The following is a 14,739-nucleotide window of genomic DNA, read 5'->3' as shown; positions in this document are numbered from 1 at the left end:
GCTCCGGCCCGTGGGCCGCAGACGCACCCCTGCCCCCCGGGAGCCCAGGCCGATGCGCCCGACAGGCCGTCACACCCCGTTGCCCGCACGGTCCCTGACCGAGCGGCCGCTCCTGACCCCCGAGCGGTCCCTCACCCCGTACGGTGACGGTCACGAGCCGAGGCGGAGTCACGGCCCCGGTGACCGCCGCGGCCCGCACGGACCGCGCGCCGCCGCCGGGCACTTCGGACGCCGGCGTTTCCTGACGATCGGCGCCGCCGCCACGGCCCTGGCCTTCGCCGGCCAGGTGCCCGCGACGGGCGCGGCGGCCGCCCGTGAGCTCGACGGGGCGCGGATCGCCGGTGAACCGTTCACCCTGGGCGTCGCCTCCGGGGACCCGCTGCCGGACGCCGTGGTCCTGTGGACGCGGGTGGCACCGGACCCCTACGAGCCGGGCGGGGGGCTGGCCGGGCAGTCCGTCTCCGTCGCCTGGGAGGTGGCGCGGGACGAGCGGTTCGCCACGGTCGTGCGCAGCGGTACGGCCCTGGCGTTGCCCGAGTACAACCACACCGTCCACGTCGACGTCGACGGACTGGAGCCCGGCCGTACCTACTGGTACCGGTTCAGGACGGGCGCCTGGATCAGCGAGACCGGCCGCACCCGTACGGCGCCCGACCCCTCCTCCGCCGTCGCGTCCCTGTCGTTCGCCGCCGTCTCCTGCCAGGCGTACCACGACGGGTACTACACGGCGCACCGGCATCTGGCCCAGGACGACGTGGACGTCGTCTTCCACCTGGGGGACTACCTCTACGAGTACGCCGTGAACTCCGCCGGTGGCGCCCGCGGCTACACCGACCTGGTGCTGCCCGACGCGTTCAACCGGGAGACCGTCACCCTGGAGGAGTACCGGCTGCGGTACGCCCTCTACAAGAGCGACCCCGATCTGCGGGCCGTCCACGCGGCCCACCCCTTCGTCGTCGCCTGGGACGACCACGAGACCGAGAACAACTACGCCGGTGCCGTCGACGAACACGGCAGCCCGGCGGCCGAGTTCCTGCTGCGCCGGGCCGCCGCCTACCGCGCGTACTGGGAGCACCAGCCGCTGCGCGCCGCACAGCAGCCCGTCGGGCCCGACATGCGGCTCTACCGCCGGCTGCACTGGGGCACCCTCGCCCAGTTCGACGTCCTCGACACCCGGCAGTACCGCTCCGACCAGGCCTACGGCGACGGCAAGCACGTCCCCGGACCCGAGTCGGACGACCCGGCGCGCACGATGACCGGGGCGGCCCAGGAGCGGTGGCTGATCGACGGGTGGCGGGCGTCGCAGGCGCTGTGGAACGTGATGCCGCAGCAGGTCTGCTTCTCCCAGCGCAAGCTGGACCTCACCGCGCAGCCGCTGATGTCGATGGACGCCTGGGACGGCTACCGCGCCTCCCGCGGCCGGATCCTGGCCGGGGCGCGGTCGGCGGGGGTGGAGAACCTGATGGTCCTCACGGGCGACGTCCACGTGGGGTACGCCTTCGACATCAAGGCCGACTTCGACGACCCGGCGTCGCGGACCCTGGGCACCGAGATCGTCGCCACGTCGGTCGCCAGCGGCAGGGACGGCGCCGAACGCCCCGCGAACTGGCAGACGTACCTGACCGCCAACCCCCACCTGAGGTTCTACGACGGCCGCCGCGGCTATGTGCGGGTCCGGCTGGACCGCGCCCTGGCCCGGGCCGACTTCCGGACGGTCGCCGCGGTGACCGTCCCGGACGCCCCCGTCTCGACGGCCGCGTCCTTCGTGACGGAGGCGGGCAACCCGGGGCTGGTGCCGGTGTAGGGCCTGGGGGTGCCGTTCAGGACGCCGTGCAGCCGAGCCCGTCGAGGCTGAAGTCGTACGGTGCCGTGTTGCGGTCCTGCCAGGAGGCGAGGAAGCCGAAGGAGAGGGAACCGCCGGCGGGGACGGACCGGTTGTAGTCGGCGGCGGTCGCGGTGACGCGGGAGCCGTCCTGGGAGAAGCCCGCGTCCCACATCTGGTCGACCCGCTGGCCGTCGCGGAAGGACCAGGCCACGCTCCAGGAGCCGAGGGCCCGGTCGGTGGTGACGGTGACCGCGGCCTGGAAGCCGTCGGGCCACTGGTTGACCAGGTCGTAGCTGACCGTGCAGGCCACCGCCTCCCCGATGCCGCCGGCGCCGGCGGTGGACGAGGTGGTGCCCTGGGGTTCCGGGTCGGGGTCCGTCGTCGTGGGCGAGCCGGCGTCCGGGGAGGCGGAGGGGGCCGGGGAGCCGGTCGACGGTGCCGGGGAGACGGAGGGGGCCGACGGGCCGGGGACGGCGGCCGACGGCGAGGCGGAGACGGCGGGGCCGGCGACCGGGCTGCCGCCGGCGGGCGCGCCGCCCCGGGCGGAGCCGTCACCGCCACCGCCGGACGGCATCAGCGTCACGGCGAGGGCCAGCGCGGAAACGGCACCGGCGGCGAGCAGCAGCCCGCCCCGCCGGACGCGGGCCCGGCTCGCGGCGGCGTCCGGCGCGTCGCCGTCCGGGTCGGGCGTGCCGGGGCGGCCGGCCGCCATACGGACCTCGGCGGCGCGGCGGCGGCGCTCCAGGTAGGCGAGGCCGCCCCAGCCGATGACTCCGCCGGCCAGGGCGGCGGGCAGTCCGCCGCCGTGCAGGCGCAGGCAGGCGGCGGCCTCCGCGCACTCCACACAGGTGGCGAGGTGCCGGGAGAGGTCCTCGGGGGTCTCCGCGACGGGCGAGCGGGTGACGGCGTCGAGCAGCCGGACGTAGCTGCGGCACTCGGCGTCCATCGGCGTGTCGAGGTGGTTGCGGTGGCAGCGGTCCCGGAACAGGCCGCGGACCTGGTTGAGTTCCTCCGTCGCGGCGGCCGGGTCCAGCCCCTGCCGGCGGGCGACGGCCCGCAGCGGCAGCGCCTCCACCTCCGCGAGCCACAGCAGCGTCGCGTCCGGCTCCTGCATGTCGCGCAGTCCGCGCAGGGCGATCGGGCGGCGCAGGGGCGGCCCGGTGTAGCGTGCGGCCTTCTCCGAGTTCAGCCACAGCCGCAGATCGGGGTCGAGCCGGTGGCCCTGGCCCTGCGCCTCCCAGGCGGCCGCCGTGGTGCGCACGGCGGTCAGCAGCAGGGGGATCCGGGGCAGCCGGGACGCGCGGCGGCCGACGCTGTGCCGGGACCCGTCCTCGGCGGCGCGGGCCTCGCGGATGCCGAGCGCGAACGCCTCGCGGGCCAGCTGGTTGGCCGCGGTCGAGCCGGACGTGCACAGGTCGGCGTACGACAGCACGGCGTCCCAGCACTCCGAGAACAGCGCGGCCTCGGCTGCGTCCTTCGGGATCGGCAGGTCTGGCATGAGTCTCCTGCATCCACAGGCGAGGTCAACTCACCTTGAACGCAATGGAGTTGGGGGGAACCTCGCGGCAGGGCCAGAGCTTTTCACATCTCCCGCACAACTGACAAGCGCCCTGTGCGGATGTCAGGACAGCCCGGACGGACCCCGGCGACTCCCCCGACGGCTTTCCCGCCGGGGCCGCCGCCGGGCCGTAGCCGGGCCGCTCCCGGCCCGCTACCGGAGCCCCGACGGCCCCTCCGGCTCCTTCGCCGGCAGGCTGTCCATGAAGGAGCTGACCGAGAAGACGGCGTGGCCGGGGCCGGGCGGGCCGTAGCCGGGCGGGGACGAGAGGCCGAAGTCCTCCATCGTCTGCCGGTACGCCTGGAGCAGCCGGATGTGGTACTCCAGCGGGGCACCCGCCGGGTTGGCCTTGCCGAGCGGGGTGGTCGGCTCCGGGCACCAGGTGGTGAACCGGGGGGTGATGCCGTGCGACATGAAGAAGCGCAGGCCCTCCGTCGTCGACGCGATCGCCTCGTCGACCGTCTTGAAGCCGAACGGTTCGGCCATCTCCACGCCCGCGACGAAGTTGGGGATCACGTTGCGCGCGCCGAAGATCTCCGCCGAGTCCAGGATCCGCTTGTGCCACTCGTCGCGGCCGACGTACCGCTCCTTGCCGGGGCAGTACATCTTGAAGAGGTACTCGTCCCACACCTCGTAGTTGGGGTGGTAGATCTGCACCCCGTAGTCCTTGAAGCGCTGCACGTCGTCGCGCGGGAGGGCCTGGGCGACGACCTTGCCGATCCAGCGGCCCGGGAAGCGCTCCTCGATGGCCTTGGCGTAGTGGCCGTAGAAGTCGGCCTCGTCGCGGCCGGCGACCGTCTTGGTGATGGCGCCGCCGGTGAGGGTGTAGGCGGTGGACGCCTTGGCGGTGTCGTACCGGTCGATGATCTCGAGGGCCTCCAGGACCTCCTCGACGTCCTTGACACCCGTGTAGGGCCGGCCGGCCGCCTTGTGCTGGCGCCAGTTGTGGTTGATGTCGCAGTACTGGCACTCCTCCTTGGCGCCGAAGTACTGGCAGACCCGGAAGACGGTGAGGTAGATCAGGTAGCCCCACTGGATGGTGGGGGCGACCTCCATCACGGACTTCCCGTTGGAGAGGGTGTGCCGGTAGTACTCGGGCATGGGCGGCACACCGACGTCGGCGATCCGCTTCCCGTCGAGGTAGAGCCCGAGGAGCCCCTCGTCGTCCGCGGCCACCCGGTACGGCGAGGAGGGATTGACGCGCACCGACACGACCGTCCGGCGCAGGTCGTAGGGGCCGCCGGTGAGGATGATCTCCTCCGGGGGGCGCCGCAGCGCGGCCTCGCCCAGTTCGGGGAGGGTGCCGTGGTCGAAGGAGAAGATGAAGTACGACTTCGGCTTGACCTCGCCCGACTCGTTGTCGCTGAGGGCGGAGGGGTCGAAGGCCACTCCCCCGCGCAGCAGGTCCTCCTTGAAGACCGCCTCCCGCGGCACGTGCGGAAAGCGCTCCATCAGATCCTCGACCAGCGCGGTACGGCTGCCCATCCGTCTCTCCTCCCGGCTCAGGCGTACGACTCCTCACGGTATGCCCCTGCCCCGCGGGAGGTGGGGGCGGGGGTCCTGTGTCGCCGGCACGGTAGGTTCACCTGGGAATACCGGGTTCTGGTTCTCCTCGGGGAAGGGCGACGGCATGGGCGAGACCGTGACGAACTGGGCGGGCAACATCACCTTCGCGGCCAAGGAGCTGCACCGGCCGCCCACGCTCGGTGCGCTGCGCGCGCTCGTCGCGGGGAGCGCGCGGGTGCGGGTGCTGGGCAGCGGGCACTCCTTCAACGAGATCGCCGAGCCGGGCGACGGCGGGGTGCTGCTGTCGCTGGACGCCCTGCCCGTGGAGGTCGACGTCGACACGGCGGCGCGGACCGTACGGGTCGGGGGCGGCGTGCGCTACGCCGAGCTGGCGCGGCGGGTCCACGCGCACGGGCTCGCGCTGCCGAACATGGCCTCGCTGCCGCACATCTCGGTGGCCGGGTCGGTGGCGACCGGCACCCACGGGTCGGGGGTGCGCAACGGGTCCCTCGCGGCCGCCGTGCGGGAGGTGGAGATCGTGACGGCGGACGGGTCCACGGTCGTGATCGGGCGGGGGGACGAGCGGTTCGGCGGGGCCGTGACCTCGCTGGGCGCCCTGGGCGTGGTGACCGCGCTGACCCTGGACCTGGAGCCGGCCTTCGACGTCGAGCAGCACGTCTTCACGGAGCTGCCGCTGGCGGGGCTGGACTTCGAGACCGTGGCGGCGGCCGCGTACAGCGTCAGCCTGTTCACCGACTGGCGGGCGCCCGGGTTCCGGCAGGTGTGGCTGAAGCGGCGCACCGACGAGCCGCTCGCCGGCTTCCCGTGGGCCGCGCCGGCCGCCGAGGCGCTGCACCCGGTGCCGGGGATGCCCGCGGTCAACTGCACCGAGCAGTTCGGCGTGCCGGGGCCGTGGCACGAGCGGCTGCCGCACTTCCGCGCCGAGTTCACCCCGAGCAGCGGCAGCGAGCTCCAGAGCGAGTACCTGATGGCGCGGGAGCACGCCGTCGACGTGCTGCGCGCGATCGACGGGATACGGGCGACGGTCGCCCCCGTGCTCCAGACCTGCGAGGTGCGCACGGTCGCCGCCGACGAGCAGTGGCTGAGTCCGGCGTACGGACAGGACTCCGTCGCCGTGCACTTCACCTGGGTCGAGGACACACGGGCCGTGCTGCCGGTCGTACGGGAGCTGGAGGCCGCGCTGGAGCCGTTCGCGCCGCGCCCGCACTGGGGCAAGGTCTACGCCGTGCCGGCCGGCGTGGTGCGCGGGCGGTATCCGCGGATCGGCGACTTCCGGTCCCTGGTACGGGAGCTGGACCCGGCGGGGGCCTTCACCAACGCGTTCGTCGCGGACGTCCTCGGCGACTGAGGGACGCTGCCGGGGAACGCCGCTGGGGGAACGCTGCCGGGGAACGGGCGCGCCGGACTTCGTACGGCCCCTTTCCTAAGGCCTTGTCGAACCGTGTCGCACGCCATAGCCTGACGCCGCGCCGGTGCCCGACCGCTCCGGCGCGGCCGCACGGACGGGAGGGGGGCTCCCCGGTGAAGCGCACGTCACGCGACATCCGCACCGCGAACCGCTACGAGGTGCTGCGCCAGATCATCGCCCGGTCGCCCACCTCCCGGCAGGAGTTGGCCGCCGCCACCGGCCTCAGCCTCGCCACCGTCGCCACCCTCGTCGGCGAGCTGCTCGACCTGCGCATGATCACCGAGGTCGGGTTCGAGGACTCGGCCGGCGGGCGCCCGCGGGGCCTCGTCGCCGTCGACACGTCCGGGGGCACGCTGATCGGCGTGGACATCGCGGAGACGTACGTCCACGTCGAGCTGTTCGACCTCGCGCTGAACGTCCTGGCCCGCGCCGAGGAGGACATGCGCCCCGGGGAGAGCCGGCCGGAACAGGTGGTCGGCCATGTCGCGGCGGCCGTCGGGGCGGTGGCCGCGCGGGCCGGCGTGGAGCCGGCCCGGGTGCTGGGCGTCGGGGTGAGCGTGCCGGGGCAGGTGGACCGCTCCACCGGTGTCTGCGAGTACGCGCCCAACTGGGACTGGCACGACGTGCCGCTGCTCGACCTGCTCTCCGCGCACATCGCCCACCCGCTCCACCTGGACAATCCGCTGCGCGCCTGCGCCGTGGCCGAGCTGTGGTTCGGGGCCGCGCGCGGGCACGGCGACGCCGTGGTCGTCAACCTCGGGACCGGGGTCGGCGCGGGCCTGGTGCTGGGCGGCGGGGTGCACCGGGGGGTCAGCAACAGCGCCGGCGAGTGGGGGCACACCACGCTCGTCCTCGACGGACGGCTGTGCCACTGCGGCAACCACGGCTGCGTGGAGACGTACGTCGGCGCGCCGGGCATCATGCAGAACCTGCGCGAGATCGGCCCGCGCAGCCCGCTGCTGCACCCCGAGGACCAGACCGCCACGGTGGACGCGCTGGCCCGTGCGGTCGCCGCGGGGGATCCGGTGGCCGTCAAGGTGGTCCGGGACACCGCCCGTTACCTGGCGGCGGGCATCGCCGACCTGGTCAACCTGCTCAACCCCGAGGTCGTCGTGTTGAGCAGCTGGGTCGCCGCCCGGCTCGGCGAGCCCCTGCTCGACGAGGTGCGCGAGGCCGTCGCCCGGCACGCGCTGCGCCGGCCGCTGGCCGCGACCGCCATCGTCCTCTCCCCGATCCCCGGTGACCCGGTCTGCCTGGGCGCGGCGACGTTCGCGCTCGAAGGGGCGTTGCAGTCCGTCGGGCAGCGGAGCGCGCAGCGCACCGCCGACGCCGGCCCGAAGGGCCGCGGCAGGCCGGGGCCCTGACCCGGCGGCAGCGCCCCGGACGGTTCCCCGGCACCGGGCCCCGTCGTCCGGTCTCCCGCTCTCACCCCGTCACGTCCGGTATCCCGAACGTCACGCAACGCTTCGAACGGGCTTCGTCCAACCCCTTGCCGAAGCCTTAGGCGAAGGTTAACGTCCCGCACCGCAACGCCTTTCCGAGCCATCTGGCGCTGATGCCGTACAGCGAGCCGCAGCCGACCTCGAGACAAGGACGTCACCATGCCGGCACCGAGCAACAGCAACTGGTCCCGCCGCTCACTCCTCCGGTCCGCCGCGGGCCTGGCCGCCGCCGGCGCGCCGGCCGCCTGCGGGAGCAACAACGGCCGGGGCGGCGGGAGCGCGGGCGGCGGACTCGTGCAGTACTTCCACGCGTACGGCGAAGCGGGCACCGAGCAGGCGATCAAGAAGTACGCGGTCGCGTACGACGGGGCGAAGGTGACGACCCAGTGGATCACCGGGTCGAACTTCGAGAGCAAGCTCTTCGCGAGCCTGCTCACGGACAACGCGCCCGACGTCTTCGAGTTCCACCCGCAGATCCAGCTCGTCAAGAGCGGTCAGGTGGCGGACCTCACCGACCTCGTCGAGCCGGTCCGGGACGACTTCAACCAGGCCGACATCCGGTCGCACACGGTCGACGGCAAGGTCTACGGCGTCCGCATGATCGACGACCCGCAGTTCTTCTTCTACCGCAGGTCGCTGCTGGAGAAGGCCGGCGTGGGCGTGCCGCAGACCCTCGACGAGCTGATCGCGGCCGCCGCCGAGCTCACCACGGACAAGGTCAAGGGCGTCTACCTCGGCAACACGCTCCAGGCGGTCATCCGCCCGATGATCTGGGCGGCCGGCGCCGACACCCTCGACGACCGGAACCGGCCCGCCTACCACACGGACGGTGTCGTCGAGGGGCTCGGGAAGATGCGCACCCTGTTCACCAGCGGCGACCTGCTCCTCGACGCCCCGGCCGACTACTGGGACCCGTCCGCCCTCAACCAGGGCCTGACCGCCATCCAGTTCTGCGGCATGTGGGCCATGCCGGCCATGCAGCAGGCGCTCGGCGACGACCTCGGCGTCTTCCCCTTCCCGAAGGTCACCGACGCCGGCGAGCCCGCCGTCTACAACGGCGGCTGGTCGATGTTCGTCAACGCCAAGAGCGACCGGGCCGAGGAGGCCAGGGAGTACGTGAAGTGGCTGTGGATCGACCAGAAGGAGTACCAGGAGGACTGGGCGCTCTCCTACGGCTTCCACATCCCGCCGCGCACCTCGATCGCCGCGTCCGCCGACAAGCTCCGGTCCGGCCTGCCCGCCGACGGCGTCGAACTCTTCACCGAGTACGGGCACTTCGACAACATCGGCTGGACCCAGGCCATGATCAAGGCGACCGAGGACGTCTTCGCCGACTGCGTACGCAAGGACGGCGACCCCGAGGCCGCGCTCGACACCTGCGACCAGGTCGTCGGCGCCGAACTCGACAAGCTCTTCGGATAGCCCGGCGGACGGACCACGCCATGCCGACGACCACCACGCGCGGCCCCGCGCGCCCCGCCCCGGCGAAGACCGCCGCGGGCCGGTCGCGGCGCGGGCCGCGGCGCAGCGGCACCCTCGCCTTCTGGCTCTTCACCGGCCCGTTCCTCACCGGCCTGCTGGTCTTCGTCTACGTCCCGATCGGCTGGAGCCTGTGGCTCAGCTTCTTCGAGGCCCGCTTCACCGTCACGCCCAGCACGTTCGTCGGGTTCGACAACTACCGGTACATGCTGGAGAACGGCACCTTCACCGGCGCCCTCGTCACCTTCACCGTCTTCGCCGCGATCATCGTGCCCGCCACCTGGGCGCTCTCGCTCGGGCTGGCCCTGCTGGTGCACCGGCTGCGGTTCCTGCGGGCGTTCTTCCGGTCGGTCTTCTTCCTGCCGACGGCGTGCAGTTACGTCGCCGCCTCCCTGATCTGGAAGATGTCCCTGTTCAACGGCGTCCGTTTCGGCCTGGCCAACACCGTGCTCGGCTGGTTCGGCGTGGAGAACATCGCCTGGCTCGCCGACCCCGACCCGCCGTGGTACTGGCTGGTCATCGTCAGCGCCCGGCTGTGGCTCCAGTCCGGCTTCTACATGATCCTGTTCCTGGCCGCGCTCCAGAACATCCCCGGCGAGCTGTACGAGGCGGCCGCCCTGGACGGCGCCCGGCCCGGCTGGCAGACCTTCCGCCACATCACGCTGCCGCAGCTACGGGCGACCTCGACGGCCGTGGTCCTGCTGCTGCTGATCGCGGCGTACCAGGCCTTCGACGAGTTCTTCAACCTGCTGTCGAAGACCACCTGGGGGCGGCCGCCGCTCGTCGAGCTGTACTACACGGCCCTGGGCGACAGCCAGGACTACGGCGCGGGCAGCGCGGGCGCGGTGATCCTCACCCTGCTGATCGTCGTCGTGACCCTGTTCCAGGGGAAGGTCATGGGCTTCGGACGGGGGGAGGGATCCAGGTGACCGCCACCGCACCCGAGCTGGGGGAGGCCGCTCCGGCCGCCGCGCCGCGCCGTACCGGCCGCCGCGGGGTGATGGGCTCCGCCGGGCTGTACACGGCCGTCGGCGTCGCCGCCCTGCTCTTCCTCGTCCCGTTCTACGTCCTCGTCCGCAACGCCCTCTCGACGGACCCGGAGATCACCGGTGAGGAGTGGGCGTTCCTCCCCGCCGACATCCGGTGGGGCAACGTCACCGAGCCGTTCGACGACCCGACGGTCGACTTCGGGCGTGCCCTGAGGAACTCGCTGGTCGTCGGTGTGCTGCACACGGCCGGCACCCTGCTGGTGTGTTCCCTGGCCGGCTACGGACTGGCCCGGATCCCCTACCGGCACGCCGACAAGGTCTTCTACGCCGTCCTGTTCACGCTGATGGTGCCGACGGCCGTCACCTTCGTGCCCGGCTTCGTCCTGGTGTCGTCCCTCGGCTGGATCGACTCCTACCGCGGTCTGATCATCCCGGGCCTCTTCAGTGGTTTCACCTGCTTCCTCTTCCGGCAGTACTTCCTGGGGTTCCCCAAGGAGCTGGAGGAGGCGGCGCGCGTGGACGGACTGAACCACTGGGGCGCGTACTGGCGGGTCGTCGTGCCGAACTCGCTCAACTTCTTCGCGGCCATCGCGACGATCACCTTCATCAACGGCTGGAACTCCTTCCTGTGGCCGCTGGTCATCGGCCAGGACCCCGGCGCCTGGACGGTTCAGGTGGCGCTGTCGTCGTACATGACCAACCAGACCGTCAACTACCACCTGATCTTCATGGCCACGGCCCTCTCCCTCCTGCCCCTGCTGCTCGTCTTCCTCTTCCTCCAGCGCTGGCTGGTGCAGGGGATCGCCCGGACGGGCATCAAGGGCTGACGCCCAACGACCACCGCCCACCACCCACCGCCCACGACCAACGACCCGCATCCCACGACTCACGACTCACGACTCACGACTCACGACCTGGAGACCGATGTCTTTGCGCACCACCTTCCCGTCCGCCCGCTACGTCGAGGACGTCTCGCCGGGCCGCGGGGCCCTCGCGCCCCGCGCCTGGTACGCCTCGTCGGACGCGAAGTCCCTGTCCCTGAACGGCAGCTGGCGGTTCCGCCTGTCGGCGACGGCCGACGCCGAGGACGACTCGTTCGCCGCGGAGGGGTACGACGCCGGCGGCTGGCCCGAGGTCACGGTCCCCGGGCACTGGGTCCTCCAGGGACACGGCGCCCCCATCTACACCAACCACCTCTACCCCTTCCCGGTCGACCCGCCCCACGTCCCCACCGAGAACCCGACCGGCGACCACCTGCGGGTCTTCGACCTGCCCGACGACTGGCCCGACCTCGCCGACGGCGGCGCCGTCCTGCGCTTCGACGGCGTGGAGTCCTGTGCCCGGGTGTGGCTGAACGGCACGGAGATCGGCGAGTTCAAGGGCTCGCGGCTGCCGCACGAGTTCGCGGTCGGCGAGCTGCTGAAGCCTTCCGGCAACGTGCTGGCGGTCCGGGTGCACCAGTGGTCGGCCGGCTCCTACCTGGAGGACCAGGACCAGTGGTGGCTGCCGGGCATCTTCCGTGACGTGACGCTGCTGCACCGGCCCGCGGGCAGCGTGCGCGACTTCTTCGTGCACGCCTCCTACGACCACGTCACGGGCGAGGGCACCCTGCGCGTCGACTCCGACGTCGACGGACGGGTGACCGTGCCCGCGCTGGACATCGATGTCGTGACGGGCGCGACGGTCACGGTGCCGGTCCAGCCGTGGAGCGCCGAGACACCCCGGCTGTACGACGGTGAGCTGGTCACGGCGGGCGAGCGGGTCCCGCTGCGGATCGGGTTCCGCACGGTCGTCCTGGCGGACGGCCTGATCAAGGTGAACGGCAGGCCCGTCCTGTTCAAGGGGGTCAACCGGCACGAGTGGCACCCGCGCACGGGCCGTGCGCTCGACCTGGAGACCATGCGCGAGGACGTGCTGCTGATGAAGCGGCACAACGTCAACGCCGTCCGCACCTCCCACTACCCGCCGCACCCGGCCTTCCTGGACCTGTGCGACGAGTACGGCCTGTGGGTGATCGACGAGTGCGACCTGGAGACGCACGGCTTCGTCGAGCAGGACTGGCGGGACAACCCCGTCGACGACGACCGCTGGACCCCGGCCCTGCTGGACCGCGCCGCCCGCATGGTCGAACGGGACAAGAACCACCCGTCGGTGGTGATGTGGTCCCTGGGCAACGAGGCCGGCACCGGACGCGGCCTGACCGCGATGGCCGAGTGGATCCACGCCCGTGACACCTCGCGCCCCGTGCACTACGAGGGCGACATCGACTGCCGCGACACGGACGTCTACTCCCGCATGTACGCCTTCCACGAGGAGGTCGAGCGGATCGGCCGCGGCCTCGACGGCGGCACCCACAAGCGGCGCGCGCTGCCCTTCCTCCTGTGCGAGTACGGCCACGCCATGGGCAACGGGCCCGGCGGCCTCGCCGACTACCAGCGGCTGTTCGAGGCGCACGAGCGGCTCCAGGGCGGCTTCGTCTGGGAGTGGATCGACCACGGCATCGAGGACGAGCGGTACGGCTACGCCTACGGCGGCGACTTCGGCGAGGAGCTGCACGACGGGAACTTCGTCTGCGACGGCCTGCTCTTCCCCGACCGCACCCCCTCCCCCGGCCTCGTGGAGTACAAGAAGGTGATCGAGCCGGTCGCGATCGCGGGCGACGGCGCGGGCGGCACCGTGCGCGTCACCAACCGGCACGACTTCGCCGACCTGTCGGCACTGTCCTTCGAGTGGGAGTTCCAGGCGGACGGCGAGACGGTGGCGTCGGGCCCGCTGCCGGTGCCGGCGCTCGCGGCGGGCGAGTCGGCGGAGGTGAAGCTGGGTCAGCCGCCGGAGGACGTCCGGGCCGGAGCGGAGACCGGGTGGACGGTGCGGGCCGTCCTGGCCGAGGACACGGCGTGGGCGCCGCGCGGCCACGTGGTGGCGTGGGGGCAGCTGCCGGTCGCGCCGCGGGCCCGGCCGACGGTGGCCGCGACCGGGGCACCGGTGGCCGGCGACGGCCTGATCACCCTGGGCCCGGCCGTCTTCGACGCCCGCACGGGCGAGCCGCGCGCCATCGGCTCCGTGGCGGTGACCGGGCTGCGGCTGGACGTGTGGCGGGCGCTCACCGACAACGACGAGGGCGCGGCGTGGCAGTCCGACGTCCGCTACGGCGAGCTGTGGCGCAAGCTGGGGCTGCACCGCATGCGGCACCGGGTGGACGCGGTCGAGCCCGGCGAGGACGCGCTGACGGTGCGGACCCGGGTGGCGCCCGCCGCGTCGGAGGTGGGTCTGTCGGTGGTCCACCGGTGGACGTCGGACGGCACCCGGGTGCGGCTGGACGTCTCCGTGACGCCCGAGGGCGGCTGGACCGTGCCGCTGCCCCGGCTGGGGGTGCGCTTCGGGCTGTCCGGGGCCGACGCGGTGACCTGGTTCGGCGGCGGCCCCGGCGAGGCGTACCCGGACACCCGGTCGGCGTCGCGGATCGGCCGCTGGCGGTCGACCGTCGACGGCCTCCAGACGCCGTACGTCCGTCCGCAGGAGAACGGCGCCCGCGCCGACGTGCGCTGGGCCGAGCTCGGCGGGCTGCGGATCGAGGGCGAGCCGGAGTTCTGGTTCAGCGCCCGGCGCTGGACGAGCGAGCAGCTGGACGCGGCGCGGCACCTCACCGACCTGGTGCCGGGCGAAACGGTGTGGGTCCACCTCGACCACGGCCAGCACGGCATCGGCTCGCAGTCCTGCGGTCCGGGCCCGCTGCCCCGATACTTCCTGGACGTGGCGCCCGCCGCGTTCTCCTTCGTGTTCTCGGAGACCGGCCCGGACGTGCGCGCCTGATCCGGTCCCGGGGCCGGCCGCGCACCGCCCGGCCGGCCGGCCCCGGCTGCCCCGCACCGCCGTCCCGGCCGTCGGGGGATGGCCGAAACCATGGGGGTCGCCGTCCGCCGGTCCCCGGTGGAGCCATCACGCCCGGCGGACCGGGGAAGGATCGACCGCATGACCGATTCCGCCCTGTGGATCTCCTCGTTGACCGCGGGCACGGCCGTGCTGGCGAGCTGGGTCACCAGCCGTGGCACCGCCCGCGCGGCACAGATCCAGGCGCACACGGCCGAGCGGACCCAGCGTGCGGTCCGGGTGAGCGAGGCACGCCGGACCGCCTATGTCAGCCTCATCGAACAGGCCCACAGAATGGCCGAGTTGTACTGGAGGATTTCGGACATCCACCAGTCGGCGGCCCCGCGGAGCGAACAGCTGCCCGCCCTGAAGGAGGTCCGGGCCGGTCTGCGCGTGGAGTACCCGAAGCTGCGGCACTTCATCTGGGTCATCACCCTGGAAGGTCCCGACGACGTGGCCGAGGCGGCGGAGAACCTGCGGCTGTCGACCAGGCCGCCCTACCGGGCGCTCGAGGCGGCCATCACCGGGGATCCCACCGCCCTCTCCTCGTTCGACCAGTACTACGACCCGTTCTGGCTGTCGCTGACGGACTTCGTCACCCGGGCCCGTTCGGCGGTCCACGGGCTGTAGGACGGGCGGTG

General features: G+C 72.9%; 10 protein-coding genes. 8 read left to right on the top strand and 2 right to left on the bottom strand.

What is annotated here, in order from left to right:
* Window positions 1-52 precede the first annotated feature (52 nt).
* Window positions 53-1,804 (top strand): alkaline phosphatase D family protein, encoded by a 1,752-nt coding sequence (locus tag ACZ3KJ_RS23480; RefSeq protein ID WP_467529704.1) that lies wholly within the window; start codon window positions 53-55, stop codon window positions 1,802-1,804.
* A 16-nt stretch (window positions 1,805-1,820) separates the two neighbouring features.
* Here the strand turns inward: ACZ3KJ_RS23480 and ACZ3KJ_RS23475 are convergent, their stop codons facing one another.
* Window positions 1,821-3,323 carry a cellulose binding domain-containing protein gene (locus tag ACZ3KJ_RS23475; RefSeq protein WP_467529702.1) on the bottom strand — a complete coding sequence of 501 codons (1,503 nt, stop codon included), beginning with the start codon at window positions 3,321-3,323 and terminating at the stop codon, window positions 1,821-1,823.
* A 213-nt stretch (window positions 3,324-3,536) separates the two neighbouring features.
* Complete coding sequence (locus ACZ3KJ_RS23470) at window positions 3,537-4,868, bottom strand: radical SAM protein (RefSeq protein ID WP_467529700.1); 1,332 nt, start codon at window positions 4,866-4,868, stop codon at window positions 3,537-3,539.
* Window positions 4,869-5,013: 145 nt separating this feature from the next.
* On the opposite strand from ACZ3KJ_RS23470, the gene ACZ3KJ_RS23465 reads away from it, so the two are divergent.
* The 7 genes from ACZ3KJ_RS23465 (at window position 5,014) to ACZ3KJ_RS23435 (ending at window position 14,728) form a co-directional block, all read left to right on the top strand.
* Window positions 5,014-6,258 (top strand): FAD-binding protein, encoded by a 1,245-nt coding sequence (locus tag ACZ3KJ_RS23465; protein WP_467529698.1) that lies wholly within the window; start codon window positions 5,014-5,016, stop codon window positions 6,256-6,258.
* A gap of 173 nt (window positions 6,259-6,431) precedes the next feature.
* Window positions 6,432-7,682, top strand: coding sequence for an ROK family transcriptional regulator (locus tag ACZ3KJ_RS23460; protein ID WP_467529696.1), 1,251 nt, complete (start codon window positions 6,432-6,434; stop codon window positions 7,680-7,682).
* Between the two features lie 237 nt (window positions 7,683-7,919).
* Entirely contained in the window at window positions 7,920-9,182 is a 1,263-nt protein-coding gene (locus ACZ3KJ_RS23455) for an ABC transporter substrate-binding protein (protein ID WP_467529695.1), read from the top strand.
* 20 nt (window positions 9,183-9,202) lie between these two features.
* A complete protein-coding gene (locus tag ACZ3KJ_RS23450; RefSeq protein ID WP_467529693.1) occupies window positions 9,203-10,168 on the top strand; it encodes a carbohydrate ABC transporter permease in 966 nt (321 codons plus the stop codon).
* Window positions 10,165-11,055, top strand: a complete 891-nt coding sequence (locus tag ACZ3KJ_RS23445) for a carbohydrate ABC transporter permease (protein WP_467529691.1) — start codon at window positions 10,165-10,167, stop codon at window positions 11,053-11,055. The genes ACZ3KJ_RS23450 and ACZ3KJ_RS23445 overlap by 4 nt, the downstream gene beginning before the upstream one ends.
* A 97-nt stretch (window positions 11,056-11,152) precedes the next feature.
* Window positions 11,153-14,041, top strand: a complete 2,889-nt coding sequence (locus ACZ3KJ_RS23440; protein ID WP_467529689.1) for a glycoside hydrolase family 2 TIM barrel-domain containing protein — start codon at window positions 11,153-11,155, stop codon at window positions 14,039-14,041.
* Between the two features lie 159 nt (window positions 14,042-14,200).
* Window positions 14,201-14,728 (top strand): hypothetical protein, encoded by a 528-nt coding sequence (locus ACZ3KJ_RS23435; RefSeq protein ID WP_467529688.1) that lies wholly within the window; start codon window positions 14,201-14,203, stop codon window positions 14,726-14,728.
* The last annotated feature ends 11 nt before the right edge of the window (window positions 14,729-14,739 follow it).

It is taken from the genome of Streptomyces sp. NPDC003248 (assembly GCF_055563235.1).
The sequence above is the reverse complement of the archived record's forward strand: the minus strand, read 5'-3'. Positions and strand labels throughout refer to the sequence as shown.

Coding starts and splice junctions, on each gene's coding strand:
- ACZ3KJ_RS23480 (WP_467529704.1), top strand. CDS start 53: ATGCGCCCGACAGGCCGTCACACCCCGTTGCCCGCACGGTCCCTGACC.
- ACZ3KJ_RS23475 (WP_467529702.1), bottom strand. CDS start 3,323: ATGCCAGACCTGCCGATCCCGAAGGACGCAGCCGAGGCCGCGCTGTTC.
- ACZ3KJ_RS23470 (WP_467529700.1), bottom strand. CDS start 4,868: ATGGGCAGCCGTACCGCGCTGGTCGAGGATCTGATGGAGCGCTTTCCG.
- ACZ3KJ_RS23465 (WP_467529698.1), top strand. CDS start 5,014: ATGGGCGAGACCGTGACGAACTGGGCGGGCAACATCACCTTCGCGGCC.
- ACZ3KJ_RS23455 (WP_467529695.1), top strand. CDS start 7,920: ATGCCGGCACCGAGCAACAGCAACTGGTCCCGCCGCTCACTCCTCCGG.
- ACZ3KJ_RS23450 (WP_467529693.1), top strand. CDS start 9,203: ATGCCGACGACCACCACGCGCGGCCCCGCGCGCCCCGCCCCGGCGAAG.
- ACZ3KJ_RS23440 (WP_467529689.1), top strand. CDS start 11,153: ATGTCTTTGCGCACCACCTTCCCGTCCGCCCGCTACGTCGAGGACGTC.
- ACZ3KJ_RS23435 (WP_467529688.1), top strand. CDS start 14,201: ATGACCGATTCCGCCCTGTGGATCTCCTCGTTGACCGCGGGCACGGCC.